The 16,241-nt window shown below is 58.6% G+C and carries 10 protein-coding genes; 4 read left to right on the top strand and 6 right to left on the bottom strand.

Going from position 1 to position 16,241, the window contains the following annotated elements; genetic code table 11:
- Positions 1-161: 161 nt before the first annotated feature.
- Positions 162-1,424 (bottom strand): ankyrin repeat domain-containing protein, encoded by a 1,263-nt coding sequence (locus J3U88_RS34925; protein ID WP_207856635.1) that lies wholly within the window; start codon positions 1,422-1,424, stop codon positions 162-164.
- A 290-nt stretch (positions 1,425-1,714) separates the two neighbouring features.
- Entirely contained in the window at positions 1,715-2,950 is a 1,236-nt protein-coding gene (locus tag J3U88_RS02925; RefSeq protein WP_207856634.1) for an aryl-sulfate sulfotransferase, read from the bottom strand.
- Between the two features lie 780 nt (positions 2,951-3,730).
- Between J3U88_RS02925 and J3U88_RS34920 the strand changes: the two genes are divergently transcribed.
- Entirely contained in the window at positions 3,731-7,930 is a 4,200-nt protein-coding gene (locus J3U88_RS34920; protein WP_207856633.1) for a DUF4114 domain-containing protein, read from the top strand.
- A 365-nt stretch (positions 7,931-8,295) separates the two neighbouring features.
- On the opposite strand, the gene J3U88_RS02915 is transcribed toward J3U88_RS34920, so the two are convergent.
- From J3U88_RS02915 to J3U88_RS02905, 3 genes are all read right to left on the bottom strand, one after another.
- A complete protein-coding gene (locus J3U88_RS02915; RefSeq protein WP_207856632.1) occupies positions 8,296-8,727 on the bottom strand; it encodes a hypothetical protein in 432 nt (143 codons plus the stop codon).
- Positions 8,728-8,973: 246 nt separating this feature from the next.
- Complete coding sequence (locus J3U88_RS02910) at positions 8,974-9,555, bottom strand: hypothetical protein (protein ID WP_207856631.1); 582 nt, start codon at positions 9,553-9,555, stop codon at positions 8,974-8,976.
- A 130-nt stretch (positions 9,556-9,685) separates the two neighbouring features.
- Complete coding sequence (locus J3U88_RS02905) at positions 9,686-9,856, bottom strand: hypothetical protein (RefSeq protein ID WP_207856630.1); 171 nt, start codon at positions 9,854-9,856, stop codon at positions 9,686-9,688.
- 480 nt (positions 9,857-10,336) lie between these two features.
- Here J3U88_RS02905 and J3U88_RS02900 point away from each other — a divergent pair, with 480 nt between their 5' ends.
- Positions 10,337-12,928, top strand: a complete 2,592-nt coding sequence (locus tag J3U88_RS02900) for a collagenase (protein ID WP_207856629.1) — start codon at positions 10,337-10,339, stop codon at positions 12,926-12,928.
- A gap of 679 nt (positions 12,929-13,607) precedes the next feature.
- Here J3U88_RS02900 and J3U88_RS02895 read toward each other — a convergent pair.
- Positions 13,608-14,120, bottom strand: coding sequence for a MarR family winged helix-turn-helix transcriptional regulator (locus J3U88_RS02895; protein WP_207856628.1), 513 nt, complete (start codon positions 14,118-14,120; stop codon positions 13,608-13,610).
- A 114-nt stretch (positions 14,121-14,234) separates the two neighbouring features.
- On the opposite strand from J3U88_RS02895, the gene J3U88_RS02890 reads away from it, so the two are divergent.
- Together J3U88_RS02890 and J3U88_RS02885 are read left to right on the top strand one after the other, a co-directional pair.
- Positions 14,235-14,852, top strand: coding sequence for a nitroreductase family protein (locus tag J3U88_RS02890; protein ID WP_207856627.1), 618 nt, complete (start codon positions 14,235-14,237; stop codon positions 14,850-14,852).
- Positions 14,849-15,817 (top strand): DMT family transporter, encoded by a 969-nt coding sequence (locus J3U88_RS02885; protein WP_207856626.1) that lies wholly within the window; start codon positions 14,849-14,851, stop codon positions 15,815-15,817. The genes J3U88_RS02890 and J3U88_RS02885 overlap by 4 nt, the downstream gene beginning before the upstream one ends.
- The last annotated feature ends 424 nt before the right edge of the window (positions 15,818-16,241 follow it).

The raw sequence follows: 16,241 nt of genomic DNA, 5'->3' as shown, positions 1-16,241 counted from the left end.
CTACTCCGACTGGTGTCGGGGCGCCTGATAGGGATTCTCATTCATGGGTCAAACTCCTCCGCGGAAATCAAGGGGCGCACAGGACGCCCCTTTCTTATCGACGCGCAATTGCAGCAAAAAACCAAGCGGAAAAAACCGATGCGGTGTAGGGAAACCGTGGGTTAACGCAACAACTCCACCATGCGTTGGTTTTCCAAGGTGCGGGCGATGTCAAGCGGGGTGAACCCGGCCGAATTGCGCAGGGAAGGGTCGGCACCGTGGTTTAACAACAAAGTCGCAAACACCTTATTACCGTACATCGCGGCCATGTAAAGCGGAGTTTCACCACTTTCGGTCGCGATGTTCACATCGGCGCCCAGACCCAAAAGGAATTGGGCCGCCGCCAGAGCCTGTTCCCGCTGTTCCATTATTTTTAAGCCACGCGCCCGAACCAAGGGCGTGTACTGCTTGGGAACAGCCCGGAAACTGGACAGGTTGAGCAACAGGATCAGGGCCGGGGTTCCCAGATTGTCGCGACTGTTCAGCTCGGCGCCGTTGTCCAGCGCGGATTCCATCGCTTGCAGGTCCAACTGATACACCGCTTCAATAAAACCTTGGTTGAGGTCTGTTTGATCGCCGTTTTTGGTGACCTGAATCTGACGAACCTCGGTACGCATGGTGAGTTTGTCCTGGCCGGCCAGTTGGGCGGTTAAACTTTCGGCGAAGCGGCGCACGCCCGGGTCGCCATGGTTGAGATAGCGGGCGATTAGGTCGCTTTTGTCGTCGCGTTCACTGGTTGACCACGCGAGCATGATGTCGCGGTGGACGTCGGGGTTGGCGTGATCGAACAGGTCGGCGAACCAGGTGGTCGACGCGGGCAAAGCCACCAAATCCAGGTGCAGCAGCAGGTGGGATAGTTGAGAATCGTCGCGATAGGCGCGCACCAATCGACCCAACATCTTTTCATGGGGCGCCTGATCGAACTGAGACAAACGATTCACGGCGATTTTGCGGACCGCGGCGGGCCGTTCGGGATCAAGCAGCACCAAAGTGTACCGCTCAAACAGTGGGCCGGTGGTTTGCGACAAAGCGTTGGCGAAAAAAACCCAGTCCTGTTCTCGCCAGGTTGCGGTAATGCGGAAGAACCGTTGGTCCAGGTAGTCGAAGTGAAAGACCGTAAGCAGTTGAATCAGAGCGCCGCGACACACGCCCTCGGCCCGGCCCAATGCCTTAACCAAATGCCGGGGCGAGCCGGGCGCACGACGGTATTCGTCCATGGCACGGTTTCCAAACAGGACAATGCCGCCACCTGTTTCACCGTGGCGGGATTTTTCGATGTCACAAACGCGCGCCAAAACATCATCCTCGTGAGCGGTTACGGCCCGTTTCTGACAGGCCGCGGTGGCAAGAAGCAATAAAAGACAAGGGACAAAGATTTTTTTCACGGCTCACCTCTACACATGTAGATTTTTTACCACATCTGTCGCGTCCATGCCGGCCGACCCAGGGAAAAAACCGAAAGCAGCGCCTCGTTCCAGTTATTTATTTACCTGTTTTTTATACTTTATTACCAAATTTTAAACACAAACAACTCACTTCGATTTTCATCAAAGGTTTACCAAAAAGTGATGTCTGATTGGATGGTTGCTGCCTGCCGAAATGCGACGCCAACCAAAAAAACCCCGAGCGAACAGCGGTCTCGGGGTTTTTGGAAGGCAGCAAAACTTAGCGTGGGTCACAGCGCCTCGTGGCGGTGGACGCGAAAAACATTGCTGCCGTAGGCAAAACGCCATACCTCATTGCCTTCCGCATCGACCTCGAAAAAGACACCGGCGGGACCGTCGGTGATCAAGGTGTTGCCGTTGGAGAGGCGCTGCGCGCCGGATATGAATGAGGCGTAAAAGGCTTCACGGGGCGAGCCGGTGTAGGACCAAACCGGGGCGCGCGGACCAAAGGCGCGGGTGATGGGGGTGATGTAACTGCCGTCGGGGCGCATGGCCGGGGTAAACTCGTCAACACTGGAGTAATCGCCGTCGGGACGACCGTCGCCGTTGTTAAAAACCAAGATGTTGCCGGCACCGGGATAACCCTCGGGAATCCACTTGGCGTCGTGTTGCACGAACAGAATCTGATCATCGACGGTACCACGCCCATAGGCGGCGGGGTTCCCCCAGCGGTAGAGTAAATCACCACCGTGGCCGTAACGACCACCACTACCGGTCGCCGCTTCTTCCGTGGTGGTGCCGTGGTCAATCACCCACAGCTCACTGAAATTACGCACGCTGACCAAAATTTGATCCAAGTCCGCGTTGTAGTCAATCCCGTTGCTATGGTTCCAATCCGCCTGATCGGTGCGGCCGGACCCCAGGTAATTCACATCAATGCGACGCGGGTTGTCGGCGGGATTGCCGAAATTGGGGCGGCGTTCCGCCACATCCTGCACGAGGTGGTCCCACACCCGCCAACGCCACACAATCTCACCGCCGCTTCCATTGCGGGCAACTTCAATAATGGTATCGGCCCAAATTTCACCGGCACCCAGGTTGGCGCGGGTACGGCCGGCGGCCAGCGCTTCTTCCTCGCTAATTAACTCCCAGGCAATCATTAAAATATTGCCGTTGGGCATGACCTCAATATCGTGGTGCAAGAGCCCGACAAACTCGGTCAATTCGAAGGACCAAACCACCTCGCCTTCCGGGGTGATTTCTTCGACGATCCCGCCGGCACCACCACCGTCAAAATAGGGGTCGTTGATTTTGCCGGCGCGCAAGATGTTGCCGTTGTCCAAAAGGTAGGCAATCAAACCGGCGCGGTAGGCGCTCTCCCAGGTTTGAACAATGTTGCCGTCATTGTCCATCAGGTAGGTGGTGGTTTCACTGTTGGGCGAAAAAAGGTTCAGGCCGGGCGCGGGTTCAGCCGCGAATGCAGGGATCAAAAACAAGCAAGCAACAAAAAAGGAACGAAGGTTCATGTTGGTATCCTCGGTAAGTGAAAATCGAAAACGAAACGGGGAAAAACCATCCGCTTCGTTGCAGGCTGACCGAGACAGTCGCGGCTTGGTTTATCGGTAACGCCGCAAAGGTAACCCATTTCACCAACCCCGAAATCACCTGTTAGATCACACGGCTTGCCGGCTCACGGATGATTTTTCGAGTATGAAAATGGGAGGGATCGCCAGAAGCCCACGGTCATGCATTTTTTTGCACCCCGCAAGCGGCAAAAGCCGCCCGATCTTACAGCCGTTTTGCCACATTCTCTTAACCCCCTCTATTTAATTCACTTAAAAAATGGCACACGATCTGCAAAAAGGGCTGGTGTTCGACCAATCACACCCTTCGACGGCGCACCTTCATGCAGGCCTCTAAGGCAACGCGCTTATAACCAAGGGCTTACAATGATCGGCTCGATCCCTTAATCCCTATTCATCACTTCGTCCTTTTGATACCCGCGGCCGTTTGCCTCAATCCATCGCAACAAACCCGGTATCACCGACATCCACGCCGCTACCAAAGCGCGTCCCGACACGACGGTTCAGCGTCCCGGCCAAGGTGTGTCCACTTCCCGACCCGCCTGTTCGCTTTCCGCCCAACCGATTCGTGACCCTAGCCGAATGCATCGGCATGGCACCGGTCTGCCCAGAAATGGGTAAACCGAGCCCCAGCACCCTTGTCTTCGTCTCAGGCCGCTGCTTTCCATCTCGATTGAACCCTATGGTTCTCATGCGGTTATCTTTTCATTCTGCGAGGTACTTGTGAATCACGCCACCCAAAACCTGCCGGTTTTTACCGCCCTCTTCCTGGCGGCCCTGTCCTTCTCAGCCCATGCCCAAATCAACAGCGACGATTGCAACGAAGTCACGGTGACTTACCATGAGGACGGTTTCAACCCCGACGATTTCCTCCGGCCCGACGCCGGGGTAGTCCTCGGCGACACGGTCCGCCTCAACACCGACCAAGAACTGAACACGGACGAACTGCTGCTCGGCCTCGACCAACCGTTTTTGGTTGATTTCCTCTCCGAGGGCGCGGGCGCCAACCACATGTTCGGTTTCTTTTTCCTCGACATCGACACCAACAAAGACGGTTTACCCGATTTCTTTCAGGTGGGTGACAACGACGATCTCGACGGCGACGGCATCCCCAACATCGACGATCTCGACGACGACAACGACGGCATCCCCGACGCAAGCGACCGCCAACCCAACAACGTTACGTCCGCGCCGGCCACGCTGTTTCGCAACGGCACGGTGGCCGCGGCGGCGGGCATCCACCCCGGCGATTACTGGCAGTTCGTTCCCAACAGCGTTCGCACGTCCGGTCCTTACGCGGGCACCTACGAACACCCCGGCGCGTACCTGTACGTGGACAACCACGGTCCGAACCAACTCAATGTACCCAACGGCGTGCCCGACATGCTGGAACGCGAGGATCGCCAAGATTTCGAAGGCAAGATCCCCCCTTACGTGATCGACCGCGGCTACAACGGCAGCAACGTGGCGGGCGGTCATCAACTGGGTTTCCTCGGGCATTTTGATTACGCGGGCACCCCGGCCGACAGCATCGGTGGTTTGTCCCACTGGACCGGTGCGACGATTTTCTACCTTGCCGACGATGATCCCGGATCCGGTGTGAACGGCCACTACAGCACGCACACCCCCTACGCTGACAAAAACATCGCCGACCAATCCGGAATCACCAACGCGGAACTGGATTACCACCTGTACGGCAGCCCCAACTTCGAAGATTCGACCGCACCCGACCTGCTGCGCAATCCCGACGGCACGCCCCGCGAGGCACCCAACGGCGACGAATACTGGAAATTCCGCTGGTACGAAAGCAATGTGTCCGGTGCCCGCGAACTGGTATTTTTCCTGACGGTTTTTTATTACGAGGAGGATCGCACCAACAACGACGACGTCAATACCTACTATTCGAAATCCGCGTTTAACCCCGATCCAGTTGACATGAACAACATCGCCTGTTGCCACGACGCCGACGATCCCAACCCCGAGCACAACACCACCGGCGACGCCTACGCGGGCACCGCCACCCAAAACTGGTACCCCGATTATCAGAGCGAAGACGGTCACAACGCGATTGCGGCGGCTGAATTCGGCGGGTCGACGGTTTGGTCCGACATTGCGACCGCGCCCGGCAACGGTGCGCCCCCGCAAGCCCATAACCCCGCCAACCAAGCCTGGGTCGACACCTGGGGCAACTACGACCAAAATCGCGTCAATCTCCAGTATCGCGCCCTACGCGATTGGTTCAGCGAAGCCGATATCGACGCCAACACGGTCATCAATGAACGCTACCGAATCAACATGGACGCGGAAAACGACAGTTCGGTGATCCGCGCGGTGAACGGACGCATGGTTCACCTGATGGTGGGCGCACCCGAAAGCAGTCGCGACGCCTGGCTGCTGGGCTGGGAGGACTTGTTCGGCGGCGGTGACCGCGACTACGAAGACGTGGTTTTTTACGTCAAACGCGAGGCGGGCGGCATTTTGCAATCCCACAACGTGGCCCGTGAGGCGGCCGAACGTTTTGACGATTTCACCATTACCCAGGTCAGTTTCGATTTTGTCGACAACTTCACCAGCGGCAACTGGGGTATTGAAGGGCGCTACATCACCTATTCCTACAGCTACGACGGCGACCACTGGATCCCCTTGCTCGGCACCGAGACGCCGGGCAACGAACACAATCCCGAAATCGACCGTTTCCGCCCGAATTCCGGCGGCGCAACCGATGACGACGGCACCCGCGTGCGGCGAACCCTTACGCTAACCATTCCGGTCCGCACCACCGAGGTGTACTGGCGGGTGGAAATGGCGACGGACAACGTCGACCTCTTTTCACCGGTTGTCTTCGAGGCCGAGGTGGGTTACCAAACCCTGCCCCACGATTTCTTTTACAACGCGGCGGTGATCTCCAGTTCCAACATGCGTTACGTGCCCGCGGCGGAAACGCCGTCCTACGATTGGGACGACCGCTTCCGCAACCGCGGCCACCTCTACGCGCAGCGCTGGTTCCTACACGGGCCGACCCCCACGCCGACCAGCTACACGGTCAACCCGGAATCGGCACCGGAGGCAGCGCCCAGCGATCCCCACATTCTTTGGGACGCGGGTATTGTGATGCGCGACCGGCTGGGAGTTCACGAACGCACCATCTACACCGGCCTGCCCAACGAAGGCGACGTCCCCTTCAGCAACAACCTAACCCGCTACGGGCTCGCCCGCGACAACACCGAGGCCGCGATCATCAACGCCTATGACTTTAATGACACCCGCATCGACGGTTTCTGGATCCACAATTTCCACGATCCAGCAGCCGATACACCCGACCACGCCTCGGCCGGTCTGTGGTTGCAGAACTGGTTGCACGGCTTCGGCGACCCGGTTGTTTCCGGCGGCAGCTTGGCGGCGGACGGCCCCACCCGCGAATGGGTGTTGGGCGGCATCAACCGCTCGGCGGTCGACGTGGTGCGCGCCCCCGGCATTCCCGCTTGGATGAACGGCAACGCGGTGCCGGCGGCCACGAAGCGCAGCTATTTCGAGTTCATGACCGACAGCGAACGCGCGAGCGAGCGCACCCGCTTGCTGGTCGGTTCCGAATCGGGTTTGGTCCACTGCATTGACGCGGGCGCATGGCGCCCCACGGTCTCAGCCACCGGCGACGCGCCCAGCGACGGCCACTACGCCGACGACGACTTCGGAACCGGTCGGGAACGATGGGCTTATTTGCCGGGGCACCTGTTGGACGATTTGAAGCACAATGTGGCGCGGGACAGTGACGTGACCGCCATGGTCGACGCCACCGTACATAGCCGCATCATTTACGACGGCGCCAACTGGCGCCGGATCGCCGTGATCGTACAGGGCTATCGCGCGGGTCGCGACAACGGCCCGAACGGCGACCGCACCGGCAACATCGTTACCGCCCTGGACATCACCGACCTCGACAACGAACCCATCCCGCTCTGGCAACGGCGCGAGGACGAGATGCAAGACATCGTGATGATTCCCAGCATCGGCTGGGTTGAAACCAGTGACGACGACCGCGTCTGGGCCGTGGCTTATTCCTCGGGGGCCACCCCGGTCACCGGCAGCGCGCCCTCCTTCCGCGTGCTCAACATCGCCACCGGTGCCGATTTGGGCCTGTCTCAGAGCGTGGGGTCAAGCAGCGGCAACCACGTGATGCTCGGCTCCCCGGCGATGCTGGACACGGACAAGAACGGGTTCATCGACCACTTGGCCGGCGCCACTTCCGAGGGCTTGTTGTGGATCAAACCCACCAAGGGAACGGCGCCCCTGGCGACCCAAGCCGTGGCCGGCGCACGGTTCTTCCACACCCCTAACGCGCGCGCCAACGGGTCGATCATCCAACTCTTCATCGCGAGCAGCGACTCCCCTTTTGTTTACGATGAAGATCAGTACGGCAGCACCAACTTCGTCAATCACGTCTTCAGCTACCAATTCGATACGGAAGCGGGCACCTTCGACGCCATGGGATCCAACGCCCTGCCCCCGCGCCACAAGGTATTCGGCCGGCCGGCGTTGGTCGGCAACCGTTTGATCGTGGGTACGGCTACCGGCGACACCACCAGCATTTGCGATTTCGACCGCGCCGACCCCGGCGACTTGTTTAATTTCGCCGCATCGCGAATCGGCGAGAACGACGCGGTGGTGGAAACCGTGGCCGACCTGAGCGCCCCCATTGTGGGTGCACTCATTGTGCGCGACGGCGCCTTGGAAGTTCACAGCAACATGCAATCCTCATCCCACGATGTGGACGACCCTGTCGCGGCGCTTAAACCACCGGCCCGCCCCGGTCAATCGCGGGTCATGAGCCTGAGCGGCGCCTCGGTGTTCGGCGTCCTCGGCTGGGAAGACCTGTTCCTAGGCCGAATCAGCCGACTGTTCCCGACACCCGCTTCAACCCCTTGACCCGCGTTTCTCACCAAGGATTCGTCGCAGAATTCCTTGTGTGAAATGCAGGTTCACCCAAACACGCCCATACCCAGGCCCCACCGGCCAAGCCCGTCAGGGCACTCCTCTGCCCGATCACCCCATGGTGGTCGGGCTTTTTTTAGGGTGGCTATGCGGGCCGGCGGCGGTTTTGCCGGCGATGTTGTAGAAGTCCGCGGCGGATGATGCCGTCCTTTCATCCTTTTTCAAGATGTTAGGCAGTGCATGCCGGCGCTTTCCCCGCGGTCTTTTTTTAACGGGGCCACGTCGCGAAACATGCCGTCACCTCGTTGGTCTGCTTTGGTTCGTCGAGACCATCAAACCCGGGTACACGAAATTCCCGCTTACGAAAGCGACGCCCTACCCTGATCAAAGAAAAGGTATTCAACCTCGCCTTTGTCGTTGGCGTGGATGTTGGCCAAGCCGTTTCCGTGGCACTCATCCAGTAATTTTTTGACTTCTTGGGACGGCATGTTGAGGTGCATGGTGGCCAAGGCAACCGTCAGCCTTCCGCCGTTATCGTGGGCCAGCCGCAACAAACGCCGCTCCATGACTTCACCCGAATTCTGTTTCATTCGTTTGCGCGAGGCCATGATCATCAAGCTGCCACCCACCATGGGGGCAATCCCGAACAGCGAAATCATGATCACGTTTTCGATGACTTTATCCGCCTTCTCCGGGTCATTCAGCGCAATCACCCCGCCGAGCGTGAGGAGCGATCCAAAACCAAACATGGCGACGCCGACCAGGATCAGCAACACATTGACTGCTTTCACAACGATCACCTGTATTTTGGGTAGTTAACCTGATTATACCCGATGCCGAGGTGAAACCCAGAATCAATCCACCGCCGAGCAGATCCGACAACAGTACCCCCTATCATAAGCATCTTATTCCATACAGGTTAACGCCAAAAAAAACGACAACGAGAGAAGCCCGAAGATTCCTAAGTTAGACCTACCAAACACAAAAAGCGGCATCCCACGGGGGAACACCGCTTCTTGGTTCTTTACCATCTCTTACTATGGGAATTCGCTAATTAGCGCCTGAAGGTCGAAAACCGAACCGCCTGAGGCGATAGGGTTGAAGGTGTCACCCCAACCTTCGCGGAAAACGCCCGCCCCGAAAATCCGCGCACCGCTCAGGTGGACCTCACTTTCGAAGGTTCGCCACAATTGGGCGCTGAAGCGAAAGGAATCACCACCCAGGTTGAAGACCTGAGCCATGCGGCTGTGGACGAAACCGTTGACTTCTTGGAACACCACCTCGGCTTCGCCGACGGTGTGGTAACCGCCCAGGTGATCGAAGGCGACACCGCGGTTTTCGATGCGCGTTTTGAGGGTACCCCGCTGAGCTTCCGCGTAACCGTTGGCGAACACGTGATGGGCCGCGGCCTCCAGAAAAAGTTGACGTTGCGCCTCAGCGCCGCCGGCGTGGTAGATGATTTTGCCCATCGCCAACGTAGAACCGGAAACGTTGCCAAAGGCGCCCCAACTGCCAAAGGCCGGAAAATCGTCTTGGCCGATGAGCGCGCGGGCATCCCAAGCGCCGTTGTGGTTTCGACCGTCGATGATGATGGTGCGGCGCCGTTCCGAGGCCGGCAACGCGGCCAGGTTGTTGGCAAAATTTTAATCAAAGCCGCGTCGGTTGCTGTCTCTGCTTATGTAGTGAACGCCCGCGCCGGGCCGACGGTTAAACACATGAACCTGGATGTCCCAACCGTCGGCAGCCCAATTAATTCCAACGCTTGTAAGCGAGGGTGCGCACCGAGGCGATTTGGCCGGCGGCAACCGTCAAGGTAACCGGGTTGGTCACGCGCTCGGGCGTGGTGAGACGCAGCACGGGTTGCGCGGCGAGGCCGGGAAGGATCAAAGAAAAATACAACAAGAAACGAAGACAAGACATGTTGGTAGGCATTCCTTGGGAATCGGGATAAAGCGGAAAAAAGGTGCGCGTGTCTCGTGGGCGAAAAAATCAAAAAACACAATCATGATGGGGCCCGGCAGGCGCGGTTAAGAAAAACAAACCGCGATGGACCGGATTCTGACACATACGTCATCTTTCACCAGGAAAAAAATCAACCTTCATTGCGAATGGTGAAATGATTTTTTCACCATAATCATTTTTTTCTTCTATCAAAAAGAGAACCTCATAAAAGTTGAGAGATTGTTTGTGAGTCCCATCTTTTTTCAATCCACTCAAATCGCTCAATTAAATAGGTTTAACTCTGTTTTTGGAATACAAGCCAAACGACCTCAATGGCGGCTTAGTTCACAAAACCAAAAAGAATGCTTGAAAAATGAAGCGGACCGCCAGATAATACGCCACTGATATATCAATTCAATCTCACGCTCCTGCTCCACCAACTTCCCCAGGAGAACTAAAATGCACCTTTCCGCTTTTGTCGTTTTACTCATATCGCCGTTTTCTCTTTTTTCATCGATTCCGCCGCACCCCGCGCCCCAAACCCAACACCATGCCTGTGCCGTCAAACAACCCACACCGAGCGCGAAACACCACAGCCCCGCGTCCTTTGCACCCCTCCCCCACCAAGTGGGCCCCGTGCGCAAAGGTGAGCTACCCTGTTCCCGTTCCGATTGGGCAGAACTGGAACCGGCCGCGGCCGCCGCGGCCATTGCGACCGCCGACGACAGTTGCCTTTATCCCCTGTGGACCTTCGACAATGATTTATTGGCGGCGGCGGCACCCGCGCGGATCACCGCCGTGCTCGACCTCATCGAAACCCATACGGCCGACCTGAGCAACCGCAGCGCGGAAATTCAAAAACTGCTCTATTTTCTTCAAATCGGCTTTTACCACGAATGGTATCAAGCAGCCCTCGAATACGACGACACACTGACCGCCCGCGCCGGCCAGGTCGTCGCCGCCGTGGGACTGCAGCCCGGATTTATCGCCGAATCAAGCGCGCTCACCAACCTGCGCTACCAATGGTCGATCACCATCGACAGCACCAACGGCAGCGTGCGCTGCCACGATGTTTTGTTCCAACTCATCGACCGTTTCCACCGCAATCCCGAACTTGCAAGTGACTGGTACGAACGCAGCGCGGCCTTTAACCTGTTTTTCACCCTGTCGCGCCAAATCACCATGGCCGCCGGGCCCAACAGTCCCTGGAACAACTTGATCACAGCCGAACAGTTGGCTCTGGTCGAAGCGGTCGCCACCACCACCACCTACAACGAAAACACCGAAGCCTTCATTAACAACGCCATTTACGCGCTCGGCAATTTCAGCAACCTCGACGAAACGACCGCCACGGCGGCCCACGCCGCGATTACCAACGCCTACCAAACCCAAGCGCGTTACAGCGGCCCCTGGTTCCGCGCGCTGCAGGACATCGACACCTACTACAACGGGCGCCTCGGCGACGGTACCCAACTCGACATGGACGCGGTCCGCGCCGAGGCCAAAAACTTCGCTTTACCCAACCGCTTCGTCTACGACGACGGTCGCCTGATTTTCGAAACCGCCGTCAGCCGCGCCCAGGCCGACGCGCTTTACGACGCCATGCAGGAAGTTGAAGCCCAATTTTTCCGCAAAACCACCTTCCTCGATCCCACGCCCGGCGACCCCAACGACATCCTGACCCTGGTCATTTACGGCAGCCCCGCCGACTACCAAACCTTCCAGCCCTTCCTCAACAACCTCAGCACGGATAACGGCGGCATTTACATCGAAAGCTGGAGCACCCTTTTCACCTACGACCGCACCCCCGCCGACAGCTACCTCTCCTTGGAAGAGCTGCTGCGCCACGAATACGTGCATTACCTGGACGGCCGCTACGTGGTCGTGCCCAGCTTCGGCGAAGGCGACATGTACCAGAGCAGCCGCCTCGATTGGTACGCGGAAGGTCTGGCTGAGTTTTTGGCAGGATCACGTCGCACCGACGGTGTTCTGCCACGCCGCATCTACGTCGACATCATCTCCCGCGACGAGGAACGCATGACCGTCGCGCAAATCGTGAACGCAAGCTACAGCGGCGGCTGGAAGTTTTACCGCTACGGCGGCCTGCTCTACAACTACCTCGACGAACACCAACCCGCGCTGATGATGGACTTGTTCAATCGCGTGCGCGGCAACGACGCGACCGAGGTCGACGCACTTTACAGCGCCATGGCGGCCGACAGCGCCCTACAGCAGGGCTACAGCGAATACCTCGACCGCATGGTCGCGGGCCTCACGGATAACAGCGTGGTTTTCGCCGAGGATATTCCCACCTCACGGGTACCGGCCGACCTGCCCTACGGCAACGAAACCCAATTAGAAACCTTCCTCAGCAGCAACCTTCCCGGCGCCTACCAATCCTTCACCACCTGGCCAGGTCGCTATCAAGCGGTGTTTGAATTAACCGTTGCCGCGAGCGGCACGGAGAGCGCGCAACGTCGGGCCTTGGCAACCCAACTCGACACCTACCTGGGTAACATCGAGGACCAAGGTCCCAACTACCGCATCGCGGCAGCTTGGTTCGGTAACCTCACCCAAGTGGAAAACGAGGTACGCGCCACCTGTTTGATTGAAGGCCCTTACTTGTCCTTGGACCAAGCCCCCGCGCCGACCATCACACCACGTGTGGCCGCCCAGGGTTTAAACCGGCTGAACTTCTCGGCACAGGTCGCCAACGTAGCCGGCTGGTCGTGGGACTGGCGCCTGCTGCCCGATGAGGTGCCGATGGGCGGCGGTCAAACCGACATGACCTTCGACATCTTTACGGAAACCACACGCATCGCGGTGGCGGTCAGCGACACGGAAACCGAGGTGCGACGCGCCGAAGCCTTGGTGCTGGTCGCGGACGACAGCCGTTTCAGCGACCTCAACGGCGACGGCTGTAACACCGCGGCGGATTTGCGTTTTGCGCTAAGCGCGTGGCGTGGCACGGACCTCGACGCGGACGGCGACCAACGCACCACGGTCCTTGATCTGTTCTACATCAATACCGACCTTGAGAACTGCCGTTAACGCTTGACTCGTTCCTCTGCGACCAAGGAACTTTGGCCGACAATGCGTGGGAATCGCGCGTTGTCGGCCCTTTTTCATAGGCATCCAGCACACCCCCGGCCGAGGCCAAAACCTTGCCGCGGTTCCATCAGCGTGAGGATTCAGTGCTCACCCGCATTGCCAACTACCTAAAGAAGCGCGGTAATTTTCGCGAAACCACTGAGAAAGATGATCTTGGTAATGGGAAGCAGCCTGATCTCGGGAGAACCCTGTCGCTGCTTGAGCGAAGGCGGCAAGAAACACCCCGCGGCAAGTTAACCTCGGTCTCTCGCCGACCTCAATCCCAACAGCATTGCCCCCTCAAAAGCCTTTCACATAAAGAAGGTTTTTGAGGAGAAAACCCACCCCCGCTGAACGCGGTTGTTGCATCGGCCGATCAGCCGGAATCTGCCCGGATCTAACAAAAACGGTGGAACCTCAGATTCCCCATGCAATCAAACCCAATACACACTTTTAGGACTGCACCGACCGGCAAAATGCGCAGGGCCGGCGAGTACTGACCCGCGCGACCCCGGCCCACTTTTTCAAGCCTAATCGCCCCAAAGCTTTAGCAAAAACCCCGCGCTTCAGCGCCGTTAGGGTAGGAACGCGGCGATCACAACGATCATCGCGCGGGAGCGTCCCTCGAGCGCATGGTGGGTTAAGGCCGGTCCGCGATTTTTTCGAGCAGTCGGCGCAAGGTGGCCCGCTCTTCCTCGTCCAACGCCCCCAGCATGGCTTCCTGGGCGGCGACGTGGCTCGCCACCAAACGGTCGGCGAGTGCAAAACCTTCCTCGGTCAACACAATGCGCAACCCACGCCGATCACCCGGATCACTGCGCCGTTCGATCAGCCCCTTTTTTTCCAAGCGATCCAACCGGTTGGTCATGGCCGAGGTGGACAACATGATTTCTTTTGCCAAACCCGAGGGCGACAAAGCCCGACCTTTGCCCTGACGGCGCAAGGTCAACAGCACATCAAACCCCGGACGATCCAAACCCGCCGGGCTGATGTTGGCCAATAGGCCCTGGCGCAAACGTTCATAGGCGCGCCAAACGGCACCGCAGACGGCCATGGGCGCGGGATCCAGGTCGGGCCGCTCGCGGCGCCACTGCGCGAGCAACGCGTCGAGGGGCACGCCGGCCGGGTTCGATGATTTTTTTCCTTGACTCATGGAAAACTCCAATATAGATTACGTCACATCAAATAGTTTGATATCAAACTATTTGATGTGACGTAATCCGTCTCTTGCTTTTCCCAGCATACCGCAAACACACCAGGAGTGCCCATGTCTGATTTACGCCGTCCCAATTTTCCGATTGAACCGTTGATCCTCAACCGTTGGTCGCCCCGCGCTTTTGTCCCACAATCCATGCCCTACAACGACCTCGCGACCATGTTTGAGGCGGCCCGCTGGGCACCCTCGGCCTACAACCAACAACCGTGGCGCTTTCATTACGCCTTGCGCGACGACGCCAACTGGCTCAGCTTCCTCGACCTGCTCGATCCCTTTAACCGCGGCTGGGCGCAGCATGCCTCGGCCCTGGTATTCGTTTTTTCGGCACGCTCCAGCCGCGGCCGCGACGACAAGGTACGCGCCATTCCGAGCCACAGCTTCGATACCGGCGCGGCCTGCACCTTGTTTTCACTCCAAGCAACCGCGCTCGGTTACCACGCCCACACGGTCGCCGGGCTTGATTACGAGGCCGCCCGCCAACAACTGGCCGTCCCCCAGAACATGGCGGTTGAGGTCGCCATCGCCGTGGGCCGTCGCGCCAACCCCGAAACCTTACCCACGGAACTGCAACAACGCGAGCGCCCCAGTACCCGCCTGCCCCTCAGCGAACGTTTTTTTGCCGGCCCCTTCGCCGGCGAGCCCCAAACCCAAAGGGAGCTTCCCCAATGATTCATATAATAATGTATGCAAAAAACCGTGCCGGTACGGCGCCCCTGTTTCTGCTTTTCACGACGGGCGCCTTACTCGGCGCCAACTTCCCACTCGGCAAAGTGGCCGCCACCCACGGCTTCAGTCCCCTGGCTTGGGCCTGGGTGGTTTCCATGGGCGCGGTCCTGTTCCTCGGCCTCACCCGTTTAGCCAGTGGCCGACCAACACGACTCAGGCGCGACCATGTGCGTTTCGTGGTGGTGTCCGGCGTGCTTTCCTTCGTTTTACCCAATCTGCTGCTTTTTAGTGTGATCCCCCACATCGGCGCCGGTTTCAGCGGCCTGATGTTCGCGCTTTCGCCGGTGTTTACGACGGTGCTCAGCGTCGCGGTCGGCTGGGAACGGATCAGCAAATTGGGTTTGGTCGCGGTGGCGCTCGGCCTGATCGGCGCGGCGCTGGTTTCTTGGTTCCGCGCGAGCGACCTGCACGGGCCGTCACCCGGTTGGCTGGCGGCGGCCCTGGCGATCCCGGTCATCTTAGCGGTGGGGAATGTCTACCGCAGTTGGGATTGGCCCGCCGGCGCGGAACCAGACCAACTGGCCCTGTGGAGCCAAATCCTCGCGGCCGTTTTGTTCACCACCTTGTTACTTGCCGATGGACAAACCCAAAACACCGTGTTGTTCGCCGCCCACCCCGTGCCGGTCCTGATGCAAGCAGCGGCGGCGGGCCTGATGTTTCCCCTGCTGTTCCGTTTACAGCAAGTCGGCGGCCCCATCCTGCTCAGTCAAATCGGCTACGTGGCGGCGGGCGTCGGTTTGGTCCTGGCGACGGTCGTGCTTGGCGAACGCTACCCGGCCCCCATCTGGATCGGTGCGGCCCTACTTGCTTTCGGATTAGCGCTGACCACGCTGGAACGCACCAAGCTGCCAGTGCGCTTGCGCAAGGCGGTTTGGCATAAAACGGCCTCAATCCGTTGTTTAAGCTAAAGTGAGCAATTCTTGGCGGCGGCCTCGCGCAACCTGCCGGGCTACAACGTGCATTTTTGCAGGCCGTTGCAGCCCAGGTTGGGTGTTGTGGATTTGATTGCAAGGGGTAACCTCAGGTTCCACCGTTTTTGTCAGATCCGGGCAGGCTGCGGCCTATCGGCCGATGCAACAACCGCGTTCAGCGGGGGTGGTTTATCTCCTCAAAAACCTTCTTTTTGTCGAAGGCTTTTGAGGGGGCAATGCTGTTGGGATGGAGGTCGGCTAGAGACTGAGGTTCACTTGCCGCGGTGCGTTCCTTGCAGCTTTTTTTCGAGAAGCGATACGGTTCTCCCGAGATCAGGATACCGCGCATTACCAAAATCATCTTTCTCATCACTGCACCAAAGGGTTCGCTAAAATCACCGCGCTTCAGCGCTTCTTAGGT

This window comes from Acanthopleuribacter pedis, from assembly GCF_017377855.1.
GTDB lineage: Bacteria > Acidobacteriota > Holophagae > Acanthopleuribacterales > Acanthopleuribacteraceae > Acanthopleuribacter > Acanthopleuribacter pedis.
This window is presented reverse-complemented; position numbering and strand designations above follow the sequence as displayed.

Coding starts and splice junctions, on each gene's coding strand:
- J3U88_RS02925 (WP_207856634.1), bottom strand. CDS start 2,950: ATGAACCTTCGTTCCTTTTTTGTTGCTTGCTTGTTTTTGATCCCTGCA.
- J3U88_RS02890 (WP_207856627.1), top strand. CDS start 14,235: ATGTCTGATTTACGCCGTCCCAATTTTCCGATTGAACCGTTGATCCTC.
- J3U88_RS02885 (WP_207856626.1), top strand. CDS start 14,849: ATGATTCATATAATAATGTATGCAAAAAACCGTGCCGGTACGGCGCCC.
- J3U88_RS02900 (WP_207856629.1), top strand. CDS start 10,337: ATGCACCTTTCCGCTTTTGTCGTTTTACTCATATCGCCGTTTTCTCTT.
- J3U88_RS02895 (WP_207856628.1), bottom strand. CDS start 14,120: ATGAGTCAAGGAAAAAAATCATCGAACCCGGCCGGCGTGCCCCTCGAC.
- J3U88_RS02905 (WP_207856630.1), bottom strand. CDS start 9,856: ATGTCTTGTCTTCGTTTCTTGTTGTATTTTTCTTTGATCCTTCCCGGC.